Raw genomic sequence first — 22,072 nt, 5'->3', positions numbered from 1 at the left:
TTATTCAGCGGCTTCGCTGGTCGTGCCGGCTTTCGCCTCGGCGGCAATCAGTTGGGCGAGCTTGCGGCGAAAGCGCATCGGGCCGACGTCGATCTTCAGGTCGAGGTTCGGTGTCTGCATGTTGGCCATTGCGTGATGGACCGCCTCCAGCACGACGCGATCCTCTTCGAAGGCGCCTCGTACGGATTTTGCGAAACTCTCGGAAACCTTGGCGTCGTCCGGCGCGAAGTTGCGCATCTGGAACCAATAGTATTTGGTCCGGTTTTCATCGACCGGCGTCATGAAGTTGTAGCTGTCCATGAGGAAGGTGTTTTCTGGCAGGACGCGGCCTTCCCCGCCGGTGTGGGCCGGCGCGAAGATGGCCTTAATGATCGCGTTGCTCGGATAGCGCACCTCGTAGTGCTGCTTGCGGTCGGTGTTGCCCTCGAATTGCAGGAAGGGCGCGTAGAACGGGGCCGGTTCGGAATCGATCATCCAGCGCCAGACGGTGACGCCGTCGTCCTTCACGGTCGTCTCGAGCGGCGTTTCCTCACAGGCCGAGCTTGCGAAGGATGACTGATGGACCCAGGCGACATGGGACGGGTCGAGCAGGTTGTCCGTCATGTAGAGGTAATTGCAGTTGAGCGTCATGGACTCGCCGCGATTGATTCCCCAGGCGGGATTGCCGAAATACTCGACTTCGAAGATTTCCTTCGGATCCGCCTTCTCTGCATCGCCCATCCAGATCCAAAGCAGGCCGTAGCGCTCGTGGACTGGGTAAGATCGCACCTTGGCGACATGCGGAATGCGCTCGGCGCCCGGAACCCGCGTGCAGGAGCCCGAACAATCGAAGGTCAGGCCGTGATAACCGCATTCCACGTCGTCACCTTTGATGCGGCCCATGGACAGCGGCAGCTTCCGATGGGGACAGGCATCCTCGAGCGCGGCGGCATGGCCGTCCTGCTTGCGGTAAAGAACGATGTGTTCGCCGAGGATCGTGACGGATTTCAGCTCGCGGCCGACCTCTTGATCCCAGGCTGCGACATACCAGGCATTCTTGAGAAACATTTCGCTCTCCTTGCGTTTTGTTAAGCGAATGTCCGCCGTTTTTTTTTGTGCCAACAAGTTGCCAGCTCCTGCGTTCTTTTTTAGATTTTCTAAATTGAGCGACCTGTCCGAGGAGTGCCTAACGATGTCGAACCCGTCCTTGCGCGGCCTGCAAGCCTTTGAGGCGATCGGACGATGTGGCTCGGTCAGCGCCGCTGCGGAGGATCTCGGTGTAACGCCCGGCGCCGTCAGCCAACTGGTACGAAACCTGGAGCAATGTCTTGGGCTCACGCTTTTGGAGCGACGTGGGCGGCGGGTCGAATTGTCGTCATGGGGTCGGCTGTATTACCGGGAAGTCGCGAAAGGCTTTCAGCAGCTCTCCCATGCCGCCAATATTCTCACGCGCGCCAGGAACGAGACCGGGATCGTCCTCAGTGCCTTGACCTCGGTCGCCAACAGGTGGGTCGGTCGCAAGATTTTCGACTGGCAGTCCCTCTGTCCGGAATCCAGTGTGCGCATTCTCGGCCAGGAGCAAGAGCCCCGCATCGGTATCGAGCAGGTGGACTTCCGCATTACCTACGGCCGGCGCGCCTATGCGCACGAGCATGTCGCAAATCTGTTCACCGACTGGGTCGTACCGGTCTGTTCGCCCGCGTTGATCGCCAACCGTGTCCTCGACAGTCCGCAGGCCATTCTCAAATTCCCGCTGCTAAACGTGGAATGGGAGGCGGATTACAAGGCTTCGCCGCAATGGAGGGACTGGGCCTCCTTGGTGCATGCCGATGGCCGCCAAACGTTCTCTGGCCTTTCCTTTGCCTTGTCGAGCAGTGCCATTGACGCGGCGGTGAACGGTAGGGGATTCGTTCTCGCACAGGTTTCGATGGTACTGGATGAGGTTGCCTCCGGCGCCTTGATGGTTCCCTTCGACATTCGCATGCAACTGTCCGAAAGCTACTACTTAGCCTGGGACCGGACGGCTCTCGAAAAGCCGTTCGGGCAAAAATTTCACAAATGGCTAATCGGGGTAGCGAGACAACAGGAGCTGCTGTCCGCTCCGGCTAAAGGCGCAGCCACCTGACGTGAAGTATTGTCACGGCTGCTATACGCGGGCTTGCCCGCCATCAATCGACGAGCCGCATCACTTGAATGCTCCTTGGATCTCACCCGACGGGGACTTCCCGAGGCGCAAGTTCAATGGGGAGGCTTCAACGAGAGTGTCGGTTTCTATCAGGGGACGACTTTCTCAAGCACCGCGCAAAGCTGATCGATGCGGTGACTACGACTACTCCAAACCAAACAACTCGACGGAGAGCAGCCGTATAAAGCTCCGCTTCGCGGTGCGCTACCAGATTGGCTTCCCTGGACCGGACGACCCCGGGGAAATTGGTATCCATCGTCGCCTTTGAGATCCGCTATCAGATCGTCGACGTTCTCTACCGTCAGGCCAACGTTAGCCTTGGCAGCTTTCCCACAGCCAATAAGTGTTACCGCCTTGAGGCGCTTTCCCGACCTGAGGCGTGACCTGCAGCAGAATAGGTAACGACGGTCACCGAGCAGTGCCGACTTTCTTAGCCGGCTTGAAAAGCGGTTGACAAAGCGCGACCATGTATACTTTATAAATACAAGAAGTATGCAGTAGGAGGAGGCGTGCGATGTCATCGACCGGGGAGCCACGAAACCAACCGCTCTGGGCGGAGAAAATAACAGGATTGTCCCAGGCGCTCCTGCGCGGTGAGAAGTTCCTGGCCGGGATTTTCATAACGGTGCTGCTGGCGCTGATTTTGGTGAATGTCGTCACCCGATTCGCCAAGGTGCCAATCTACTGGATCGACGAGGCCTCGATCTTCTCCATGATCTGGCTTGGCTTTATCGGGGCTTCGGTCATGACGCGGCTGCGGATCGATTTCGCCGTCACGCTTCTGTCGGATCAACTGTCACCCAAATGGGTCGCGCGGCTGCGCGCCTTTTCCACCGCAATATCGCTGACTTTTGCGACCGGCTTTGCGGTGGTGTGCTGGATCTGGCTGGATCCGCTGGGCATCGCTTCCCACGGTTTCGACGCTCAGGCTTTTGCCGCCGAAACGTTCAACTTCCTCTACACCGAGCGAACCCAGACGCTGGAATGGCCGACCTGGATCGTCAACCTGATTCTGCCGATCTTCGCTCTCACGCTCATCGTCCACAATGCTGCAAACCTGCTTGAAGACCTCGGCATCGCGCGCAAACGCGTACAGGTCTCGCTGACGACTGCAGAAGGAGCCGCCTGATGTTTACCTTCGGCGCATTCGTTGCCCTCATGCTAGTCGGCCTGCCGATCTCCATTGTGCTTTGCCTCACGGCGGCGGCGTATATCTGGCAAAGCGACAATACGGTCCTGTTCGTCTCCTTTCCCACCCAAATGTTCATGGGTCTCGACAGCTACGGCTTGATCGCCATTCCGCTGTTCATTCTCATCGGCGAGATCATGAACGGCGGCGGCATCACGCGGCGTATCATCGACATGGCCATGGCATTCGTCGGCGCGCTCAAGGGCGGCCTTGCCTATGTGAACCTGCTCGCAAACATGTTCGTGGCGTCCATTCTCGGCTCGGCCGCGGCCCAGGTTGCGCTGATGTCGCAGATGATCGTCCCGGAAATGGAAAAGAAGGGCTATGACAAGACCTTCGCTGCCGGTCTGACAGCCTATGCCGGCATGCTGGGGCCGATCATTCCGCCTTCCATCATGTTCGTTGTCTACAGCGTCATCGCGCAGGTTCCCGTCGGAACCATGCTGGCCGCCGGCATCATTCCCGGCATCATCCTTACCATCTCCTTCTGCGTGGTCATCGCGCTCATGGGATACGTCTACAACTACCCGCGCGGCACCAGCCTGCCGATGCGCGAGCGTGTGACCATCACGTTGAAGGCCGCGCCGACACTGATCATCCCGCTGATCATCGTGGGATCGATCGTGACCGGGCTCGCCAATCCGACCGAAGCCGCGGCCATGGGCGTGGTTGCCGCAATCCTCGTCGGGCGTTTCGTGACCGGCGATCTCCGCCTGAAGCAGCTTCCCGAGATGTTCGTCAAGGCAGGGGTCCTGTCGGCCGGCATTCTGTTCCTGATCGCTGCGGCTGCCGTATTTTCCTGGGTTCTCGTCTACGGAATGGTTCCCCAGCACGTGGCGGAATGGATCCAGACGATCGCGAAAGACCCGGTCACGTTTATGCTGCTGGTCAATGTGATCCTGCTCGTCATCGGCACGGTCATCGATGGCGCGCCGGGGCTGATCATGACCGTTCCGATCCTGCTGCCGATTGCGACGGAAGTCTACGGCATCGATCCGGTGCATTTCGGCGTCGTTGCGGTGATCAACCTGGTCCTCGGCTTCCTGTCTCCGCCGGTCGGCTTGAATTTCTTCATTGCCGCTGCAGTAACGGGGGCGAAGCCCGGCAAGATGTTCATCGTAACGCTGCCGTTCTTCCTGATCTGCTGCGTCATCCTCGTGCTGCTTTCGATCTTCCCGGCACTGTCGACCTACTTCTCCTAACCCATAAACTCACAACAGAGGGAACCTGCCATGAACATTACGCGTCGAACTTTGATGAAGAGCGTCTCGCTGGGAGCCGCGGCGGCTGTCTCCGCACCGTCGATCCTGCGTGCACAGACTGCAAAGATCTATCGTCTCGGCATCACCACGCCACCGGGCCACCCCTGGAACCTTGCGGCTGAAGCCGTCGGCAAGCGTCTTTCCGAAGAAACAAACGGGCGCCTCGCGATCCAGGTCTTCCCTTCGAACCAGCTCGGCAACGAAGGCGCCATGCTGCAGCAGATGCAGTCCGGTGCGTTGGATCTCGGCTGGATCATGACCGCGGAACTCGGCTCGCGCATTCCCCAGATCGCGGCCATCAATGCGCCGTGGCTCGTCAAGAGCACCGAGAAGGTCGCTGCGCTCGTTCGTCACCCTGCCGCAATCAAGCTGCTGGACGTACTGCCTGCCCAAACCGGCACGATTGGACTTGGTTACGGCATCACCACCCTGCGCGTCGTCTTCACCGGCCAGGAAACCGGCGGCATTGAAGATATCAAGGGTATGAAGCTGCGTATCAACACGACGCCGGCCTACCGTGACTTCTATCAGCTGCTCGGCGCAGCGCCGACGCCAATCCCGACGCCGCAGGTGTTTGACGCTATGTCCAACGGGCAGGTGGACGGACTTGAAGCCGACCTGGATCTCTCCTGGAACCAGCGATATGACAAGGTCGCCAAGACCATGCTGCGCATGAACGCCATCTTCATGCCCTGTGTCGCGCTGGCTTCCGGCCGCATATGGAAGGGCGTTCCCGAAGCGGATCGCGAACTTATCGCCCGCCTGACCCGCGAGGAGCTCGACAAACAGATCGACGCAACCGTCGCAAAGGAAGCCACCCTCCTGCAGAACTTCAAGAATACCGGTATCAAGATCGTCGATATAGACCTGCAGAACACCGCCGAGATCATCGCCGCCTATGACGAGATCTGGCTGCCGAAGGCGCCGGTTCTGAAGGAGCTGCGGGAAGTCGGCGCAAGCCTCTGACGGAAGCAGTTTCACGTAACAATACGGCTTTCCCTCGGGGGAAAGCCGTATTGGCAAAGTCTGACATACCGCCGCCCTTGAGCACGGAACGCCGGAGGCTGAAGGCGGGGATCACACCATTTGCCTGAGACCGTCGGCAACTTGCCGCACCGAACTCATCCATCGAGCATCGCGCTATATTCCGGATGCTTTACCGCGAAGGCGGCCATGAACGGGCATTTGGCGATAATGCGAGCTTGTCTTTGGCGGAGCGTCTCGAAGACCCCACGCGCCAGCCGTGCGCCGATGCCTTGCCCGGAAAGTGCCTGTGGAACCTCCGTGTGGGTGAGAACGACCCGGCCGTCTTCGTTGTGGTAATAGGCAACGGCAAGCTCATCGCCGACAGCAAGCTCGAAGCGTGATGCCGCGACATTGTCGGTGATCGTGCCGTTCATTGTCTCACTCCAATCGTTCTCTTCGGCGGACGGTCGCCTGGGGCGGATCTCGCTCAATTCAGCGTGCGGCCAAGATGGATCGTCAAACACGACAGGGGAAGGGAATTTTTGCCTTTGCGATCGGCAAAAACTGGCTCCTCGTCGGTCAAATCCTCCACACGCAGGCCGGCGATTTCCGATTGTCTACGTCCACCTGCCTGATCGCGCAGATCAATCAGGCGGTTACTGGCGCAGGTCGCCAGCAACAGGACGAGAGTATCACCCGTAACAGCCTTTTTGCTCTTTCGCTGACGTGGGCGATTGCCGGCTCTCACGGCCAATCTGAGTGCACTTTTAAGCGATGGTGCGTCGAAGTACCCGGTGAGGCCACGCCAGTCCTTCCTTGCCGAGCTCGGCATGCAGTGCTGCGGCTGTTTCAGCCAAGAAAGCATTCTGCGCGGGCGGCCCGACGACGCTGACGCGAGGCAAGGCTGTTGCGGAACCGGCCGAGGTATCCGCACTTACGCAAAGGACTGTCGGCATCGACTTGATTAGCGTAAGCTAACGTTAGGGGTACAGTGATGCACCGCGTGGTCACCATAGCTGTTGCCGCGCTTGCGGCTATCTACATCTGCCCCGCGCAGGCGGAGGTAGTGATCGGGGTTTCGGCCGCGATGACCGGACGGCTCGCGTGGATCGGCGAGCAGGGTCAGCGTGGGGCAGAGATGGCCGTAGCCGACATCAATGCGGCGGGCGGCGTCCTTGGCCAGCAGGTGCGCGTCATCAACGTCGACGATTTCTGCGATCCCGAGCAGGCCGTGGCGGCAGCCAAGAAACTGGTGGCTGACGGAGTGGTGTTCGTCGTCGGACATTACTGCTCCGGCGCCTCGATCCCGGCATCAAAGATCTATGAGGAGGCGGCGGTTCTGCAGATTTCACCAGGATCGACCAATCCGCTGTTGACCGAACAGGGCCGTGACAACGTTTTTCGAGTCATAGGTCGCGACGATAAGCAGGGGATCGTGGCCGGCAACTACCTGGCCGATGAATGGGGCGAAAAGAAAATCGCGATCCTTCACGACGGCACGACCTATGGTATGGGTCTCGCCGGTGAGACAAGAAAGCAGTTGAACAAGCGGGGCGTAACCGAAGCTGTCTACGACGCATACACGCCTGCTAAGAACGACTATTCGGCGGAGATCGCTGCGTTACAGGCCGCTGGTATCGCCGTTTTGTTTGTCGGCGGGTATCATGCCGAGGTTGCGTTGATTGTACGCGCTGCACGCGACCGCGCCTACGCGCTTCAGGTCATCTCCGGCGACGCCCTGGCTACCGAAGAGTTTGCGCTGATCGCCGGCCCGGGAGCCGAGGGGACCCTCTTTACGTTCTCCGCGGACCCGCGGCGAAACCCCGAAGCTGCCCCGGTGGTGGAGCGGTTCCGTGCCGAAAACTTCGAGCCCGCAGGTTACACACTGCTGAGCTACGCTGCCGTCCAACTCTGGGCGCAAGCGGTCGATAAGGCAGCCTCGCTCGAACTGCCGGCGGTCATCGCGACACTGCGCGGACAGGAGTTCGACACTGTGCTCGGCCCGGTCGATTTCGACGACAAGGGCGACCTCACGAACCAAAGCTGGGTGTGGTACGTCTGGCGGGGTGGAGAGTATGTGCCGGTTGAATAGCAGCCCGCCACACGCCGCCGCGTCACTTCAGATTAAGTGTCGCCGCGATGCTTGAACGCCTAGGCATACGCGGCCGCCTGTTGCTGGCTTTCTTCGGCATCAGCACCTTCGCGGTGCTCGCGACGGCAGCTGCTCTTTATGCCTTCCTCCAGGTAGGCGAGGTTGTCGACAGCATAACCAAGGATCGGGTGCCGTCGGCGCTGGCGTCCCTCCAACTGTCGCGTCAAGCCGAGCGGGTCGCGGCAACTGCTCCGTCTGTACTGAATTCAACGAGCAAGGTACGGCACAACGAGGTCTCGGCTGCGATCGGGGTCGAGATGGCGCGCCTAGAGGAACTGCTTGCCGCGCTCAAGGGGGGCACGCTTGGCACGGCGGCGGTGGCCGAGATCGAGGCGGCGGTGCTTGGTCTGCGGCGAAACCTCGACGCACTCGACGACCTTGTCGCCGCCAAGCTCACCGTAGTCGCGCGCAAGGAGGAGTTGTTACGTCGCTTATCGGCTACGACAATTGCAGGCCAACGCCTTCTGGCGGCTGGCATCCTGGTGATGAATTCCAAGCTTGCGCAATGGAGAACTGTCGCGGCCGACGCGTCGCTCGCCTCAGACCGACGTGCGGCGGCGACTTCCGACCTGGTCGAGGCGATTAAGGGCTACATCCCCCAGCAGAGGGCACACCAGGAGATATCCGCCGTCAACGACGCGCTGGTTAAGTTGGCGAACGCGCCGACGCCAGGCGATCTTGCATTGATGCTCTTTCCGCTGCGCCGGTCGCTCGCCGTCCTCGAAACGGTTTCAGCCGAGATCGACGAGAAGCTACGGTCCCGCTTCCAACAGCGGGTGGGCGAGTTCAAGGCGCTGATCGATGGTGGCAACAGCATACCGAAGGCTAGACAGGACGAGTTTGCCGTCCTGGCTGAGGGCGAAAAACTTCTGGCCGAAAACAATCGGCTGTCCCGCAGTCTCACCGCTGCTGTCGATCGCCTTGTCGCTGCGGCAAACCGTGAGATCTCCTCGTCCGGTCTCGAGGCCGCGGTCGTCCAGCGCTACGGCACCGGCGTTGTCCTTGGCTCGGCCGTTCTCAGCCTGTTGAGTTCGATTCTGATTGTCTGGCTCTATGTCGACCGCAGTCTTCTCGCCCGTCTGGGAAGCGTGAGCCAGGGCATGCTCGCGATCGCCGACGGCAATCTTTGTGCGCCATTGCCTGCCGCGGGCCACGACGAAATCGGCCGCATGGCTGAGGCGCTCAGGCTGTTCCGGGACACGGCTGTCGAGATCGAGGAAAAGAATCTGCGCGAGGTTGCTGAAGCACGCCAACGGCTCGTAGATGCCATCGAGAGCATCTCGGAGGGGTTCGCTCTCTATGACGTGGAGGACCGGCTCGTTCTCAGCAACAGCCGCTACCGCGAACTGCTCTACAGCGATGTTGCGATCGAATTGACGCCCGGCACCACATTCGAGCACATCATCCGCCGGTCCGCCGAGCGCGGCTACATCAAGGATGCCGAGGGGCGCCTCGAGGAATGGGTCGCCGAGCGGCTCTCCCGGCACCGCAATCCTGGTGAACCGTGGGTGCAGCGGCGAAGTGACGAGCGATGGATAATGATAGGCGAGCGCCGCATCACAGGCGGCGGCACGGTGGCCGTTTACTCGGACATCACGGAGTTGAAAAAGCGGGAGGAGAACCTCGCGGAGAAATCCGCAGCCCTCGAGGCGCTGTCGAGCAAGCTGGCGAAGTATCTGGCACCACAAGTATACAACTCGATATTCACCGGCCGTCAGGACGTCAGGATCGCCAGCCAGCGGAAGAAGCTGACGATATGCTTCTCGGACATTGCCGGCTTTACCGAGACCACCGACAAGATGGAGTCCGAGGATCTCACCCAGCTCCTCAATCACTACCTGACGGAAATGTCGAAAATTGCTTTGGAACACGGCGCCACCATCGACAAGTATGTCGGCGACGCGATCCTGATGTTTTTCGGGGACCCGGAGACCCGCGGCGTCAAGGAGGACGCGCTCGCCTGTGTTGAGATGGCTCTCGCCATGCAGAAACGGATGAGCGAACTTTCAGAAATCTGGCGCGACATCGGCATTGAAACGCCGCTACGATGCCGCATCGGCATTCATACCGACTACTGCACGGTCGGCAACTTCGGCAGTGAAGATCGGATGGACTACACGATAATCGGCGGCGCCGTGAATCTCGCCTCGCGCCTCGAGCAGGAGGCGCCGGCGGGGGCAGTGCTCATTTCCTATGAGACCTTTGCGCAAGTGAAGGACACAATCGCTTGTGTCGAGCTGGGGCATGTCCAGATCAGGGGTATCGCCTATCCCGTCGCCACATATCGTGTCCTCGATCTGAAGACCAATCTGGTCGCCGCACGCAGCGCCGTTCGAACCGAGCTGCCGCATCTCAGACTAGAAGCGGAACCCGAGTTGATGTCTGCTGGCGAGCGAGATGAAGCCGCGACTGCGCTTCGCGACGTGCTCGATCGACTTTGCCACAAGCCTGGGTAGCGTGGTTCGCTCGCACCCGGATCGACGACTACTACTGCGGTCACTTCGTCGACCAGCAGTGATGTATCGTCCCCATCGGGAGCTGAACTGCCCGGGTCTGCTACAGCCTGAGGCCCCCAGCATCGGCGGCTCCAATTCGGGCAGGATCTGCCATGGCCTCAGACGAGGCCTCGGGGATGCGCACAATCTGTGCTGTTCTAGCGATCTAATGATCGATTTTCATTCCCGGCCCATCTGAAACCGTGATGGTGGAACTCCCGTCCAGCGTTTGAACGTGAGCGTGAAGTGCGCGGAATCACCTTTGATGTGGGCAGAGATAACGAATCCGACCACCGCCTCACCGGAGACGAAGCCAATCTATCGCGTTTTTGAGGCCGCCGGGAATGCTGCGGACATATTATGATCCGGATCTCGGCCGGCACAGTCCCTACATTCCTATCAATTGAGATCACATTCCGACGTGGGCGAACATACGACGGTGTTCGGGAATTGAGAATTGTGATCACGCAATATGCAATAGTAGCGAATGCTAATACAGACTCTCAAAATAATGCTCCTGATGTGGTAAAATCGGCTTTGGGAGCAGCGCCGGCTCGAGGAGATGCCGGACGGCGTTTCAAGTTGTCGCGTGTCTGTTCGCATGGGCGTCGAGCTCGCATCTCCGCCGTACCGGATAGGGTAGGGCCCCCTACGAAAAAGCGGCCTTTGGATATCAACTCGGAATGGGAGGTGTACGATGGTTCGCAAACTGTTTCTCGTCTTAGCTGCCGCGGCGTCCGCGCTGGCGATCAACGGGGTCGCATGGGCCGATTTCACAGTCCTCGTGCCATCGAGCAGCGAGGGTGACGGCCTTAGGGCTGCTGCCGACGACTACTCGAAGATGAAGGGCACGAAGGTGGAGATCGTGCAGGCGCCTTATGCCAATGTGTTCGAACAGGGCGCCAATGCGGGGGCAACCAAATCCGGCGTGTTCGACATCATCTTGATGGATGACCCGTGGATTCCGTTTTTCGCCGAGAACGGACACCTCGAGGATTTGACGCCATACTTCAAGAATGCGGGCATGGAAGGCCCGGACAACGACTTCCTGTCGAAGTCGCTGGCGATCTGTCGCACCCCTTACAATACGGGACCTTATGTGTGCCTGCCGTATGTGGGAAACGCCCAGATGTTCTTCTATGACGCCGCCAAGTACAAGGAAGCTGGCGTCGAGGCTCCCAAGACCTGGGATGACGTATTGAAGGCGAGCCAGACCCTAACCAAGAACGGCGGAGGTCGCTATTTCGGTTATGTCTTCCGGGGCGGCCAGGGTAACCCGGTCGTGGCCGACTTCATGCCGATCTTCTGGTCCTACGGCGCCAATATGTTTAACGAGGATCGCACGAAGGTGACGATCGATACGCCGGAAGGCGCGGCCGCGATGAAGATGTTCATGGCGCTCCGCGACGTTTCTCCAAAGGGGATCGAGAGCTACAATGCCAACGAAGTGGGTACGGCGCTTGCTGCTGGTGCCGCCGCCTCGTCTATCAACTGGCCGAACTGGGTTGCGACCTTTGAGGATCCGAGCCAGTCGAAGATGGTTGGCAAGATTTCCTACGCCCCAATTCCGGCGGGCACGAAACCGGGCAGCTCCGAAATCGGCCATTGGACCATGGGCATCATGTCGGCCTCCAAGAATAAACAGGAGGCCTTCGACTTCATGGTCTGGGCGACCTCGGCTGAGCAGATCAAGATTTCCGCCACCCGCGGCAATCCGCCTGTCCGAGCCTCGGTCTTTGCCGATCCGGAACTGACCTCGCAGGAACAGTTCCGACACTATCCGGTGTTGATGGAGGCGATCCAGGCCTCGACGCCTCGTCCACGCCATCCGAAGTGGCCGGAGATCGAGAATGCCTTCGGTATAGAGCTTTCCAAGGCCGTCGCAGGCACGATTACGCCAGAGGAGGCGCTGAAGAGCTCACAGGCAGCAGTCGAAGAGATTACGGGCCTTAAATAGGCGGCGATGCGATCTGCGCGGAGCGGGGTTTTTGGGCCCCGCTCCCATGGTGGTGACGGCAATTACCCGTAGCGCTCGCGGGGTTTGAGGTGCGTATGGACAAGCTGTTCACGGGAGGGAGATGTTGACGCCCGATCAAGGCACATTGACCACGCCGCTTCGCATGGGCGGCGGTCTGGAGCGTTGGGCAGAGCGCCATTTGCGGATCCTCATGCTTGCGCCAACGGTCCTCATATTGCTCGGGCTGACGATCTTTCCCAGCCTCTATATGTTCTATGCCGCGGTTCACAAAATCAGCCCGAACCCCGATCTGCCCTGGGAGTTCGTCGGCACCGACAATTTTGCTCGACTGCTTTCCGACACGCAATTTCACGTCGCACTCTGGAACACGACTGTCTTTACAGTAGTGGCAGTGACGACCGAATTCCTCCTCGGTCTCGGCCTGGCGCTGCTCCTCGATAAATTCATCCGCCGACTAGCCTTTCTCAAAACCGTCCTGATGATCCCCATGATGCTGCCGCCGGTCGCCGTCGCGATCACCTGGAAGATCATCTACGAGCCACAGTTTGGCGTTCTCAACGAAATCATGTTCCGTCTCGGTCTTCCACTGCAAGCCTGGGCGGGCGACGTGAACCTCGCGATGTTTTCGATCATCGTTGCCGATGTTTGGCAGTGGACGCCCTTCATTTTTCTTCTGATGTTGGCGGGGCTGGCAAGCCTGCCGGTCGAACCCTACGAGGCCGCAGCGCTCGACGGCGCCTCGTCATGGCGGCAGTTCTGGGATCTGACGCTGCCCTTCCTGAAGCCGGTCATCGCCATTGCCTTGCTCCTGCGCGTCATGGATGCGCTGCGCCTTTTCGACCTGGTCTTCATCCTGACGGGGGGAGGTCCGGCAGACCGAACGAAGGTCTTGAGTCTATACATCTATCAGGTCGCCTACCGCTTCGCCGATCCCGGCTACGCTGCGGCGATCTCGCTCTTCGTGCTGTTCGTGACGATCGTGCTGAGCACCTGGTTCATGAAGCGCATGCGGCTGGCGGAGTGAGGCGACGATGGCGACGATAAGAACACGCAGCCGGGTCCGGGAGATGCTTCTCAGACTATCCGCCTATCTGGCGATCCTCATCGCGCTGATCTTGACGCTGTTTCCCGTTTATTGGATCGCGGCGAATTCGTTCAAGTTCGACATCGACATCTTCGCAGTACCGCCCGAATGGCTGCCGCGCAACCCGACATTGAAGCACTACGACGAAGCGTTCATCCAGCGGCCGTTCCTGCGCTACGCATTGAACAGCTTGCTCGTTGCGGCCGGAACCACGATCATTTCCGTAGGCTTTGGCACGATGGCTGGCTATGCCTTGGCGCGCTTCAGCTATCCGTGGCAGTGGCGAAAGCAGATTTCGTTCTGGATCCTCTCGACGCGCATGATGCCTCCTATCGTCAGCATCATTCCGCTGTACCTGTTTTTCAACTACTTCGACATGCTCAACACGAAGTCGGCGCTCATCGTCGCCTATACCGCCTTCAACCTGCCGTTCGCGACGTGGATGATGAAGAGTTATTTCCAGGACCTGCCGGTCGAACTGGAAGAGGCCGCGATCGTCGACGGGGACACGCGCTGGGGCGCATTCCTGCATGTCGCTTTGCCGCTCGCGCGTCCAGGGCTCGCGGCGACGGCCATCTTCTGCCTGATCATCTCGTGGAACGAGTTCCTGCTTTCCCTGATCATCACGCTCACCGAGCAGTCGCAGACGCTTCCGATCGGCATCGCCGGGCGGGTGACGCAGTACAAGACCTATTGGGGGGAAATCAGCGCCGCCGGGTTCATGGCCTGCGTGCCGATCGTCATCTTCGCTTTCATCGTTCAGAAGCATCTTGTCCGGGGGCTGTCTCTCGGGGCCGTCAAGGGGTGAGACCATGGCGTCCGTCACGTTCACCAATGTCTCCAAGAAGTTCGGCGAATTCATCGCGGTCGCCGACTTCAATCTAGAGGTCCGGGACAAGGAGTTTCTCGTCCTGCTCGGCCCCTCCGGTTGCGGCAAGACGACGACGATGCGCATGGTTGCCGGTCTCGAGGAGGCGACATCGGGCGATATCTACATCGATGCGGAACGCATCAATGGCGTCCTTCCAAAATATCGCGACGTCGCGATGGTCTTCCAGTCATATGCCTTGTATCCGCACCTCAGTGTCGAGGACAATATCGGCTATCCACTGAAGATCCGCAAAGTGCCCCCAGCCGAATACAAGCGACGAATAGCCGAGGTCGCGCGGCGCGTTGAACTCGACACGATGTTGTCGCGTCTGCCGAAGGAACTCTCCGGCGGTCAGCGCCAGCGCGTGGCACTCGCCCGCGCCATCGTCCGCACGCCACGTGTTTTTCTGATGGACGAGCCGCTTTCCAATCTCGACGCCAAGCTTCGTACTCAAATGCGCGCCGAGCTGAAGCATCTCCAGCATGAACTGCAGGTCACGACGATCTATGTCACCCACGATCAGATAGAGGCGATGACACTCGCCCACCGCGTGGCCGTGATGAACAAGGGCGTGATCGAGCAGCTCGGAACGCCGAGGGAAATCTACAACGATCCGCGCACCCTCTTCGTTGCCGGATTTATCGGCTCGCCGCCGATGAATCTGATCCCCGGGGAGGTGACAAACGGCGTGTTCGTTAGGGCCGGCCTAAGGGTGGCGGGTCTTGGGCGGGCAAACATCTCTTCCGCCGTTCTCGGTGTGCGTCCAGAGGACGTCCATGCGGCCGGAGCCGAGGATGCCGACGTCAATCTGGTTGCGCCGATCTATTCGGTGGAGCTCACGGGCGAGAACACGCTTGTAAGCCTGCAGTTAGGCGGCCAACTGATGACTTTGCGCGCCGACAAGAACTTCGCTGGCCAGATTGATCAGCGGATCGGCGTGAAGGTTGCGACAGATCGCGTCTTTCTGTTCGATGGAGGGACACAATACCGTGTCGACTTCTGACATCTGGACGGCGGCGATTGCAATCACAGTGGCATTCGCCGCGGCCGCCGCCGATGCCGGTCCCATCGACGGCAATCCGCTGATCGAGATCCCTGCCGGCGCGTTCGTCTTCGGTCGTGACGACGGCCCCGAAAATGAACACCCGCGCCGCGTTCTGTGGGGGCGGGCCTTTGCGATCAACCGTACCGAGATCACGAACCGACAATACGGACGCTTCATCGATCAGACCGGTCACCGCCCCGCCTTCTACGCAAATCACCCGGTTCTGGGATTGGACGACCGGCCGGTCGTCGGGGTGAGTTGGGGAGACGCCGATGCTTTTTGCAGTCACTACGGGTTGGCGCTGCCGTCGGAGCAACAATACGAGAGAGCGGCACGCGGAACGACGGGCAGCGCATTTCCGTGGGGCACGGCCTCTGGGGACTTGGTGCGGGCAAATTCCGGCGCGGATATCTGCTGCTCCGGCGACGCGCGCGACGGTTATCCGATGACCGCGCCAGCAGAGTCCTTCGCCGATGGTGCAAACAGCGATGGCGTCCTCAATCTTGTCGGCAATGTCTGGGAGTGGACCAGCGATGTTTACGCGCCCTATGACGGTGGGGCTGCGGCAAACGTTACGGGGCTATACCGCGTGCTTCGCGGTGGCTCCTGGAACAGCGATGCACGCCACCTTACGACGACCTATCGCCTCGCCTACAATCCGGAATTTCGTTTCTCAGCCAATGGTGGCTTCCGATGCATTCGCTCCGCGGCTTGACAATCGTTGCAAGTCTTCTGTTCCTGGCAGTCGGCGCTAGCGCAGAGCCGGCAGTCGCACCCGGCTACCGGCTAGAGACCGTTAACCTGCCGGGTGCCGCGTTCGCCGGCATGTCCCGCGACGGCGAGGTTCTGCTCGTCACCGATCTGGCCAGCGGCCGTCTTTATCGCCGCGACGCGGAGGGTAAGCTCGTCGCATTCGGTCCGGTCTTTTCGCATGGCCTCGATGTGATCGGCGACCCGACCGGTCCCTACCGTGTCGTGCGTGCCGGTAACGTTCTTGTCGTCGCCCAAGGGTGGACGCCGGCCAACTCCGACGCAGGCCCGTATGATCACGCCCTCATTGCGATCGATGGGGCTGGCGCGGTCCGCGTCATCAGCAGCGATTTCTGGAATCCGTTCGACTTCATCTTGGCGAACGGCGTTTACTACGTGATCGATGCCGCGCGAAACAGCGTCGAACGGGTGCAAACGGACGGGCAGAAGAACACGATCATGACGTTCCGCCGTATGGCCGAGGCGGCGACGGCACTGCAGGATCTTTCGCCGACAGAGTTTGCGACCGGGAACAGCTATGAAGTCGATGCTGTGCCGACAGGGATCGGGCTGCGCGACCGGCGCCTTTATGTCGCGCTGTTCGGCGGCTTTCCCTTCCTTGCCGGTGCTGGAAAGATCGTATCGATCCCCGAAACCGGTGGCGCGTCAAATCCGCGACTTGACGTCGATGGCCTGAATGCGCCCGTTGCTATCGCCTTCGACAATGATGGAGCGATGCTTGTTCTCGAACATGGTATCCACGATCAGCCGGAAGGTTTCCGGAAGGGTAGCGGTCGTTTGCTCAGACTCGACACAATGACGGGCAGCCGAAAGATCATTCTCGACGCTTTGACACGACCGGTGTCCGTCCTCGTCTGGGACGAGCGGCGGCTCGTCGTTTCCGATCTGGGCGGCAACCTCCATTTTCTGACACGTGAATAGGCGCACACCAGTGCGATGGCTTATCGAGTCGAAGACGGTGTCGGGTCGCACTTCAAATGGGCAACGAGTGCTTCACCGCTGACAACTGCGCGAATGCCGCCGCAACCGTAGTGACCGCATATGATGATGTGTTTAACGCCAAGCTGATTGACAGCATATTCCACGACGGACAGCATGGGTCAGTCGGATCGATCAAGTTGGGACGTTGCGGTGCAAGAACACCTCGCCAGACTCGAGGCCGGCGATGACGTCGGCCGGCACGCTGCTATCGGAACACCCGATCCATAGATACTCTGGCCGCGACACCGATGGTAGCGGAGCGTCAGGACATCGGTATCAAAGCGGCGGTTGTGGAACACGTCGAGAATCAACTCTCTCGTTCGCTGCGCTCCGAATCGCCGACGGGGGCGCAGGGGCGGGGGCAACTCTCCGAAGCATGCCGTCCTCTCGTCGTCCTGGTGCTAGTCCTGCTGGGCGCGTGAACTGACCGATGCACCCTGATCGTTCACAAAGATTGTCAATCCTTGTAGGATTGGGTGGCGAAAGGATGCACACATGCATGTCTCTTTGACCGAAAAGCTTGATGAATATGTCCGTGATAAGGTGGCGTCGGGTCTCTACAACAATGCCTCGGAGGTGATCCGCGAAGCGCTGCGTCTCAAGATTGCGGCGGAAGAATCGGATGCGGTGAAGCTGCCGCAACTGCGCGAGGCGCTGGAAACTGCCTGGCGTCAGGCCGACGCGGGCGCTTGTGTCCCCTTTGATCTGACTGCGATTTTCGACGAAATCGACCAAGAATCGGCGCATGCCTGAATTGGCGATCACGCCGCTTGCTCGTGAGGATGTGAAGGAAATCGGCCGCTACAACCAGCGAACTTGGGGAGTGGCGCAGCGCGATGTGTATCTGCGTGGGTTCGCCGCTCTGTTTGAGCGCCTGCGCACCGGCGCGATCGTCGGCCGGTTTGAGCGGCATCTATAGCCTCTCCAATGCGACAGCCGGTCGTAGCCAGGTTAAATGTGAGAATGCGGCTGAACCTCGGTCTGATTGGGGCTGTCTGCGGAGTGGGTCATTCCCTGCCGGCGATATTGTTCCGTGTAAGAAATTGGTGCGGGAAAGGGCAGACGAAGGGGGTGATGCCAACCGGCAGCGATCGCATGAAACGTCCAATGGTTGCCGCCTTCACGATTGTCATACGAAGGACGAGCGCGGCAACCGCCGTTGATGCCGGGGAACCTTACCTGGCCTTTGTCGTTCAGTTCTCAATAGGCTCAACTGAACTCTATTGAGGAGGCGGACATGCAAAAGTCCATTCATAATCTTTTGGCGGCAGGCCTGCTCTCGGTCGGCGCCCTCTCAGCCGTTTCATCCACGTCGTCGGCGCAGTCCCTCGACCTCTACATCGGCCCGGACGGACGTCCTGAGTTGCGCGATAGAGATCTAGACCGTCGATACTACGAGGACGAGTACGAGCGGCCCGGCTGTAGCGAGCGGCAAGCGCTTCGTCGTGCATCGAGACTTGGACTACGTGATCCGGAAATTCAGGCCGTGACACGCAGACAAATCGTCATCGATGGCGAACGGCGCGGGCGGTTCGTGACAGTCGCATTTGCCAACCGGCCCGGCTGTCCGCGCCTCGGCTAAGCGCGCTGCGTCATTGAACAGGCTGGACCGCCGCGAGTGCTCTATCATCGGCCAGTCAGCCAGTTCGTCGCAGGCTTCATCGGCCTGGACCGATGGCATCATGCCCCCGAGCGCAGTCATGTCGTTCACGCAAAGGGCTGAGTTGGGCCGGTGGCGGGTTGCGTGAACCAGCGCGGTCCAGTGTCAGACATGAATATGTGGTCTTCGAGCCGGATACCGAACTGACCTGGTACGACGATCATCGGTTCGTTGGAGAAGCACATGCCGGCACGAAGGCGCGTGTCGTTACCGCGCACGATGTAAGGTTCCTCGTGGATCTCGAGGCCCAGACCATGACCGGCCCGATGGGGTAAGCCCGGTAGTCTATAATCCGGACCAAGGCCTGCGCGCACGAGCACCGCTCGGGCCGCGTCATCCAGCAAGCGGGCTTCCACGCCGATCTGCGCGGCTTCGAAGACCGCCTGTTGTGCCTCACGCTCGATCGACCAGACGCGCGCAAACTCTGCATCCGCCTCGTCCAGCATGTAGGTGCGGGTGAGGTCCGAGTGATAGCCGTCGATGCGTGTGCCCGTATCGACGAGGATCGCCTGTCCCTTCTCAAGCACCTGGTCGCCATCTGCCCCATGAGGCAGGGATGTGGCGGTTCCGAATGATACGATACAAAAGGTCGAGCCACCGGAGGCGCCGAGCGCGCGATGCTGTTCATCGATGTAGCGCACGACATCGGATGCCCGTATGCCAGGCTCCATCATGATGTGCGCGCGTTTGTGAACCTCGAGGGTGAGGTCCATCGCGTACTGGATCAGCGCGATTTCGGCTGCTGACTTGCACAGCCTGAGATCACGGATCAAACGAGCACCATCGCCGATGCGATCAACGCCGAGATCCCTGACGAGTTCATGATAGGCAAACAGCGGCAGCGCATCGTCGAGCGCAAGCTTGTCAGTGGCTGCAAGCAGTGAAGCAATGAGCCGAGCGGGGCTTTCCTCTTCCTCCCAAGTGGCGATTTCGCCAGGCAAGTGCGGCAGTGTTTCCACGCGACTGCGCTCGAAACCCGGAACGATGTACGTAAGTGTCGTGGGTGTCACCAGCGCACCGAGGAGACGTTCGCTTTGATGCCAGAGAAGGCCGGTGAAATAGCGAAGGCTTTCTGTCGCTCCGATCAGAACGGCTGAGAAACCGGCAGCCTCCATGTTTTCGCGCAATCTTCCCAGTCGCGCATGTCTTTCCGTAGCGGAGATCGAGGCAGGGCGGGATGGCAAAGGCATGTCGGCTCCTGTGTCAGAATCTTTGAGGCGTTGCCAATGTACGAGGCTAAAACCCATCTGTCGATTTTATATATTTTATATGTAGGCAATTTGTCGACAAAATTGGCGCGCGACACCCACCAAACGAAGCGAAGGGAACAGTGCAGCCGATGTTCTTGTTCTGTGCTGAAAATTTCGCTGAATGTACAAGGGGAACGCTAGCGTTCGCTTTCATAAGAGCGAAAGAACTCGAGATGCCCGAAGTCTTTTGCGCTCAACCGCAATGCTGTAAGTGTACAGCCATCGACCTAAGCGGGAATCATCGGGGAGAACAGCGCATGGAACTTCTGACGCTTCAAAATTTTGCGGGTTGTGTCGGCCAGGCGTTTGATCTGTCTCTTGGCGAGAGCACCGTGCCGCTGACCTTGGCGGAAGCTTCTCCGGGCACAACACAGATCCTGCCTGGCATGCGGCGCGCGCCTTTTTCCCTGGTGTTCCGCAGCAATTCGGCGATCGTCCTGCCGCAGCAGATCTACCGCCTGAGGAATGCGTCGCTCGGCGCGCTGGAGATCTTCCTCGTACCGGTCGCCAGGGACAAGCAGGGCATCGTCTACCAGGCCGTATTCAATTGATGAGGTGAAAGGCGGTCAGAGACGCCCAGTCTCGGCGAGGTTGCAGCAAGACCATTCCATCTGGACGTGTGAACCACCATTCTCCTCGGCTCGAAAACCAAGACGGTGGTAGAGAGCCTGCGCCCGGAAGTTATGCTGCTCGACATGCAGGACGACGGCCTCGCAATCGGACACCGTCGCCTCGTGCTGGATGGCCGCCAACAGCGTGGTTCCGTGGCCTTGACGGCGCCATTCCGTCAGCAGTCCGATGTCGACGATGAGCCAGCGCTCCTTCGTCGCATCAAGATAGACGCGGCCGACTGGCTCGCCTTCGATCTCGACAACGAGAAAATCTGCATCGGGAAACGTCGCGATGTAGTGGCGATGCTGGAACAGGAACTGCTGTTGGAGAAAGGCGTGTTTCTGTTCGATTGACCAAGGCACCGCCGCCAGTTCGTCCGCTCGAAACGACCGGTAGAGCTGTAGCAGAAACGGAAAATCCTCGGATGTGGCGCGGCGCAGGGCGATGTTTGCCACCGACAGGCGGGAAGGATCGCGCCGCGCCGGAAAGCCAATCTCGGCGATCTCGACGGGCGGCATCATCCGAACGACGGGAAGGCGCCCGCGAGGGAAATGCAGAAATTCACCGCGAGATAGGGCTGTCGATTTTCATGCGGCTGGCCGTTGCCGGCAGAGCCAATCATCGTCGGAGCAAACTGCGCATACGGCTGGGCGTCTATAGCCATAATCTGGCTCTGGGTGGGCAGGGTCAGCGAATTGCCGGCAGAAGGCGTGTTCGCCTTTTTTGAAGTGTCGGGCTGATTGTAGATCGTGAACGCGTGGGAATGTGCCGGCATTTCAGCCGAGTTCAGCGTGACATTGTTTTCGCCGAATGCTTCCCCAATCTCGCGCGCACTCAGGCCGGGTCCTGCGCCCTGGGTGCATGCGGCGCGTCCGGTAAAGTTGGGCAACTGGTAATTGGTGGTGCCATTGCCTCCATAGGTCACACCCAGCAGAGAGAACAGCGCCGGATTCTGCTGGATCGGAAACAGCGCTCCGTTGCAAAATGCCCAACCAGTGGGCGCGAAACCAAAACCGAATAGCTGAATTTCACCCATGAAAGGCTCTGACATTCTTTATTCCCCTTATCGTGAAATGGCGGTTCGGCTCAGCCTTGTGACGGAAAAACGCCGTAGGTGGCGATGCAGAACTGCGCCGTCAACGTCGGCATTGCATTGTCATGGGGCAGGGTGTTGCCTGTAGGCAGGGTGGAGTTCGAAGAGGTCTTGGAACCGACAAGGTTGGACGTATCGGTGGCATATAGCGTATCGCTCGCCACGTCCCGAGTTCGACCGTTGAAGCGACCTTCGTGGCCTCGGCCGTCGCCGTCGTCGCGAACATCGGATGGCTGTGTGACGGCAGCTGCGTGCTTAGAAGGGTCACGCTCTCGGAACCGCCAACTTGGCCGAGAACGCGCGGTGTCAGGCCTTGTCCGTTGCCCCAGTGAAGAGGCACGCGGCCGCGCAGATCCGGCACGGCGAAGGTACTTACCCCGTCCCCGCCATAGGTGGTGCCAATCAGCGTGTACAGTGTCTCATATTCCGCTATCGAAAGCAGTGAGCCGTCGCAGGCCTGCCACCCGGTCGGCACGCGGTGGAAACCGAACATCCGTAT

The 22,072-nt window shown here is 59.7% G+C and carries 22 protein-coding genes and 2 pseudogenes; 16 read left to right on the top strand and 8 right to left on the bottom strand.

The features are described from left to right. Entirely contained in the window at window positions 1-1,047 is a 1,047-nt protein-coding gene (locus tag BKP54_RS31575; RefSeq protein ID WP_084815447.1) for an aromatic ring-hydroxylating dioxygenase subunit alpha, read from the bottom strand. 124 nt (window positions 1,048-1,171) lie between these two features. On the opposite strand from BKP54_RS31575, the gene BKP54_RS31570 reads away from it, so the two are divergent. The 4 genes from BKP54_RS31570 (at window position 1,172) to BKP54_RS31555 (ending at window position 5,581) form a co-directional block, all read left to right on the top strand. Then, the gene (locus BKP54_RS31570; protein ID WP_057204791.1) at window positions 1,172-2,104 is read left to right on the top strand and encodes a LysR family transcriptional regulator; all 933 of its coding nucleotides are present in this window, start codon (window positions 1,172-1,174) and stop codon (window positions 2,102-2,104) included. Between the two features lie 574 nt (window positions 2,105-2,678). Then, the gene (locus tag BKP54_RS31565; protein WP_057219018.1) at window positions 2,679-3,293 is read left to right on the top strand and encodes a TRAP transporter small permease subunit; all 615 of its coding nucleotides are present in this window, start codon (window positions 2,679-2,681) and stop codon (window positions 3,291-3,293) included. Then, a complete protein-coding gene (locus BKP54_RS31560; protein WP_057220362.1) occupies window positions 3,293-4,555 on the top strand; it encodes a TRAP transporter large permease in 1,263 nt (420 codons plus the stop codon). The genes BKP54_RS31565 and BKP54_RS31560 overlap by 1 nt, the downstream gene beginning before the upstream one ends. Before the next feature lie 30 nt (window positions 4,556-4,585). Then, window positions 4,586-5,581 carry a TRAP transporter substrate-binding protein gene (locus tag BKP54_RS31555; RefSeq protein ID WP_057220361.1) on the top strand — a complete coding sequence of 332 codons (996 nt, stop codon included), beginning with the start codon at window positions 4,586-4,588 and terminating at the stop codon, window positions 5,579-5,581. A gap of 155 nt (window positions 5,582-5,736) precedes the next feature. Here BKP54_RS31555 and BKP54_RS31550 read toward each other — a convergent pair whose 3' ends face one another. Next, complete coding sequence (locus BKP54_RS31550) at window positions 5,737-6,015, bottom strand: GNAT family N-acetyltransferase (protein WP_084815446.1); 279 nt, start codon at window positions 6,013-6,015, stop codon at window positions 5,737-5,739. Between the two features lie 62 nt (window positions 6,016-6,077). Continuing rightward, window positions 6,078-6,389: pseudogene (locus BKP54_RS31545) on the bottom strand (integrase); the annotation flags it as partial. A 186-nt stretch (window positions 6,390-6,575) separates the two neighbouring features. Between BKP54_RS31545 and BKP54_RS31540 the strand changes: the two are divergent. The 8 genes from BKP54_RS31540 to BKP54_RS31505 all read left to right on the top strand — a co-directional run bounded on the left by BKP54_RS31540 (window position 6,576) and on the right by BKP54_RS31505 (window position 16,898). After that, window positions 6,576-7,673 (top strand): branched-chain amino acid ABC transporter substrate-binding protein, encoded by a 1,098-nt coding sequence (locus BKP54_RS31540; RefSeq protein WP_057220358.1) that lies wholly within the window; start codon window positions 6,576-6,578, stop codon window positions 7,671-7,673. 47 nt (window positions 7,674-7,720) lie between these two features. Continuing rightward, a complete protein-coding gene (locus tag BKP54_RS31535) occupies window positions 7,721-10,189 on the top strand; it encodes an adenylate/guanylate cyclase domain-containing protein (RefSeq protein WP_057219009.1) in 2,469 nt (822 codons plus the stop codon). A gap of 736 nt (window positions 10,190-10,925) precedes the next feature. Beyond that, window positions 10,926-12,185 (top strand): ABC transporter substrate-binding protein, encoded by a 1,260-nt coding sequence (locus BKP54_RS31530; protein WP_057219007.1) that lies wholly within the window; start codon window positions 10,926-10,928, stop codon window positions 12,183-12,185. A 121-nt stretch (window positions 12,186-12,306) separates the two neighbouring features. Next, on the top strand, window positions 12,307-13,230 hold the full coding sequence (locus BKP54_RS31525) for a sugar ABC transporter permease (protein WP_025429156.1): 924 nt from the start codon (window positions 12,307-12,309) through the stop codon (window positions 13,228-13,230). Between the two features lie 7 nt (window positions 13,231-13,237). Next, window positions 13,238-14,098 (top strand): carbohydrate ABC transporter permease, encoded by an 861-nt coding sequence (locus tag BKP54_RS31520; RefSeq protein WP_025429155.1) that lies wholly within the window; start codon window positions 13,238-13,240, stop codon window positions 14,096-14,098. A gap of 4 nt (window positions 14,099-14,102) precedes the next feature. Further along, a complete protein-coding gene (gene ugpC, locus BKP54_RS31515) occupies window positions 14,103-15,164 on the top strand; it encodes a sn-glycerol-3-phosphate ABC transporter ATP-binding protein UgpC (RefSeq protein ID WP_057219003.1) in 1,062 nt (353 codons plus the stop codon). A gap of 16 nt (window positions 15,165-15,180) precedes the next feature. After that, on the top strand, window positions 15,181-15,921 hold the full coding sequence (locus BKP54_RS31510; protein WP_245317968.1) for an SUMF1/EgtB/PvdO family nonheme iron enzyme: 741 nt from the start codon (window positions 15,181-15,183) through the stop codon (window positions 15,919-15,921). Further along, window positions 15,900-16,898 carry a ScyD/ScyE family protein gene (locus BKP54_RS31505; RefSeq protein ID WP_084815444.1) on the top strand — a complete coding sequence of 333 codons (999 nt, stop codon included), beginning with the start codon at window positions 15,900-15,902 and terminating at the stop codon, window positions 16,896-16,898. The genes BKP54_RS31510 and BKP54_RS31505 overlap by 22 nt, the downstream gene beginning before the upstream one ends. Before the next feature lie 74 nt (window positions 16,899-16,972). Here BKP54_RS31505 and BKP54_RS31500 read toward each other — a convergent pair. Continuing rightward, window positions 16,973-17,204 (bottom strand): annotated as a pseudogene (locus tag BKP54_RS31500) (carbonic anhydrase); the annotation flags it as partial. 261 nt (window positions 17,205-17,465) lie between these two features. Between BKP54_RS31500 and BKP54_RS31495 the strand changes: the two are divergent. The 3 genes from BKP54_RS31495 (at window position 17,466) to BKP54_RS31490 (ending at window position 18,540) form a co-directional block, all read left to right on the top strand. Further along, entirely contained in the window at window positions 17,466-17,711 is a 246-nt protein-coding gene (locus BKP54_RS31495) for a type II toxin-antitoxin system ParD family antitoxin (protein ID WP_198956895.1), read from the top strand. Continuing rightward, complete coding sequence (locus BKP54_RS35535) at window positions 17,704-17,877, top strand: type II toxin-antitoxin system RelE/ParE family toxin (RefSeq protein ID WP_128090541.1); 174 nt, start codon at window positions 17,704-17,706, stop codon at window positions 17,875-17,877. The genes BKP54_RS31495 and BKP54_RS35535 overlap by 8 nt, the downstream gene beginning before the upstream one ends. Before the next feature lie 318 nt (window positions 17,878-18,195). After that, complete coding sequence (locus BKP54_RS31490; protein WP_084815442.1) at window positions 18,196-18,540, top strand: hypothetical protein; 345 nt, start codon at window positions 18,196-18,198, stop codon at window positions 18,538-18,540. 125 nt (window positions 18,541-18,665) lie between these two features. Here BKP54_RS31490 and BKP54_RS31485 read toward each other — a convergent pair whose 3' ends face one another. After that, window positions 18,666-19,808 carry a Xaa-Pro peptidase family protein gene (locus BKP54_RS31485; protein WP_084815441.1) on the bottom strand — a complete coding sequence of 381 codons (1,143 nt, stop codon included), beginning with the start codon at window positions 19,806-19,808 and terminating at the stop codon, window positions 18,666-18,668. A 317-nt stretch (window positions 19,809-20,125) separates the two neighbouring features. Between BKP54_RS31485 and BKP54_RS31480 the strand changes: the two genes are divergently transcribed. Next, window positions 20,126-20,419 carry a hypothetical protein gene (locus BKP54_RS31480; protein WP_084815440.1) on the top strand — a complete coding sequence of 98 codons (294 nt, stop codon included), beginning with the start codon at window positions 20,126-20,128 and terminating at the stop codon, window positions 20,417-20,419. Window positions 20,420-20,434: 15 nt separating this feature from the next. Here the strand turns inward: BKP54_RS31480 and BKP54_RS31475 are convergent, their stop codons facing one another. From BKP54_RS31475 to BKP54_RS31465, 3 genes are all read right to left on the bottom strand, one after another. Beyond that, entirely contained in the window at window positions 20,435-20,998 is a 564-nt protein-coding gene (locus tag BKP54_RS31475; RefSeq protein ID WP_158071739.1) for a GNAT family N-acetyltransferase, read from the bottom strand. Then, window positions 20,998-21,516 (bottom strand): tail fiber protein, encoded by a 519-nt coding sequence (locus BKP54_RS31470; RefSeq protein ID WP_245317964.1) that lies wholly within the window; start codon window positions 21,514-21,516, stop codon window positions 20,998-21,000. Before BKP54_RS31470 ends, BKP54_RS31475 begins: the two co-directional genes overlap by 1 nt. A 100-nt stretch (window positions 21,517-21,616) precedes the next feature. Then, entirely contained in the window at window positions 21,617-22,066 is a 450-nt protein-coding gene (locus BKP54_RS31465; RefSeq protein ID WP_245317966.1) for a tail fiber protein, read from the bottom strand. Window positions 22,067-22,072: the final 6 nt, after the last annotated feature.

Source organism: Ensifer sp. 1H6, assembly GCF_001976035.1.
In the GTDB taxonomy this organism is placed as follows: Bacteria; Pseudomonadota; Alphaproteobacteria; order Rhizobiales; family Rhizobiaceae; genus Ensifer; species Ensifer canadensis.
The sequence above is the reverse complement of the archived record's forward strand: the minus strand, read 5'-3'. Positions and strand labels throughout refer to the sequence as shown.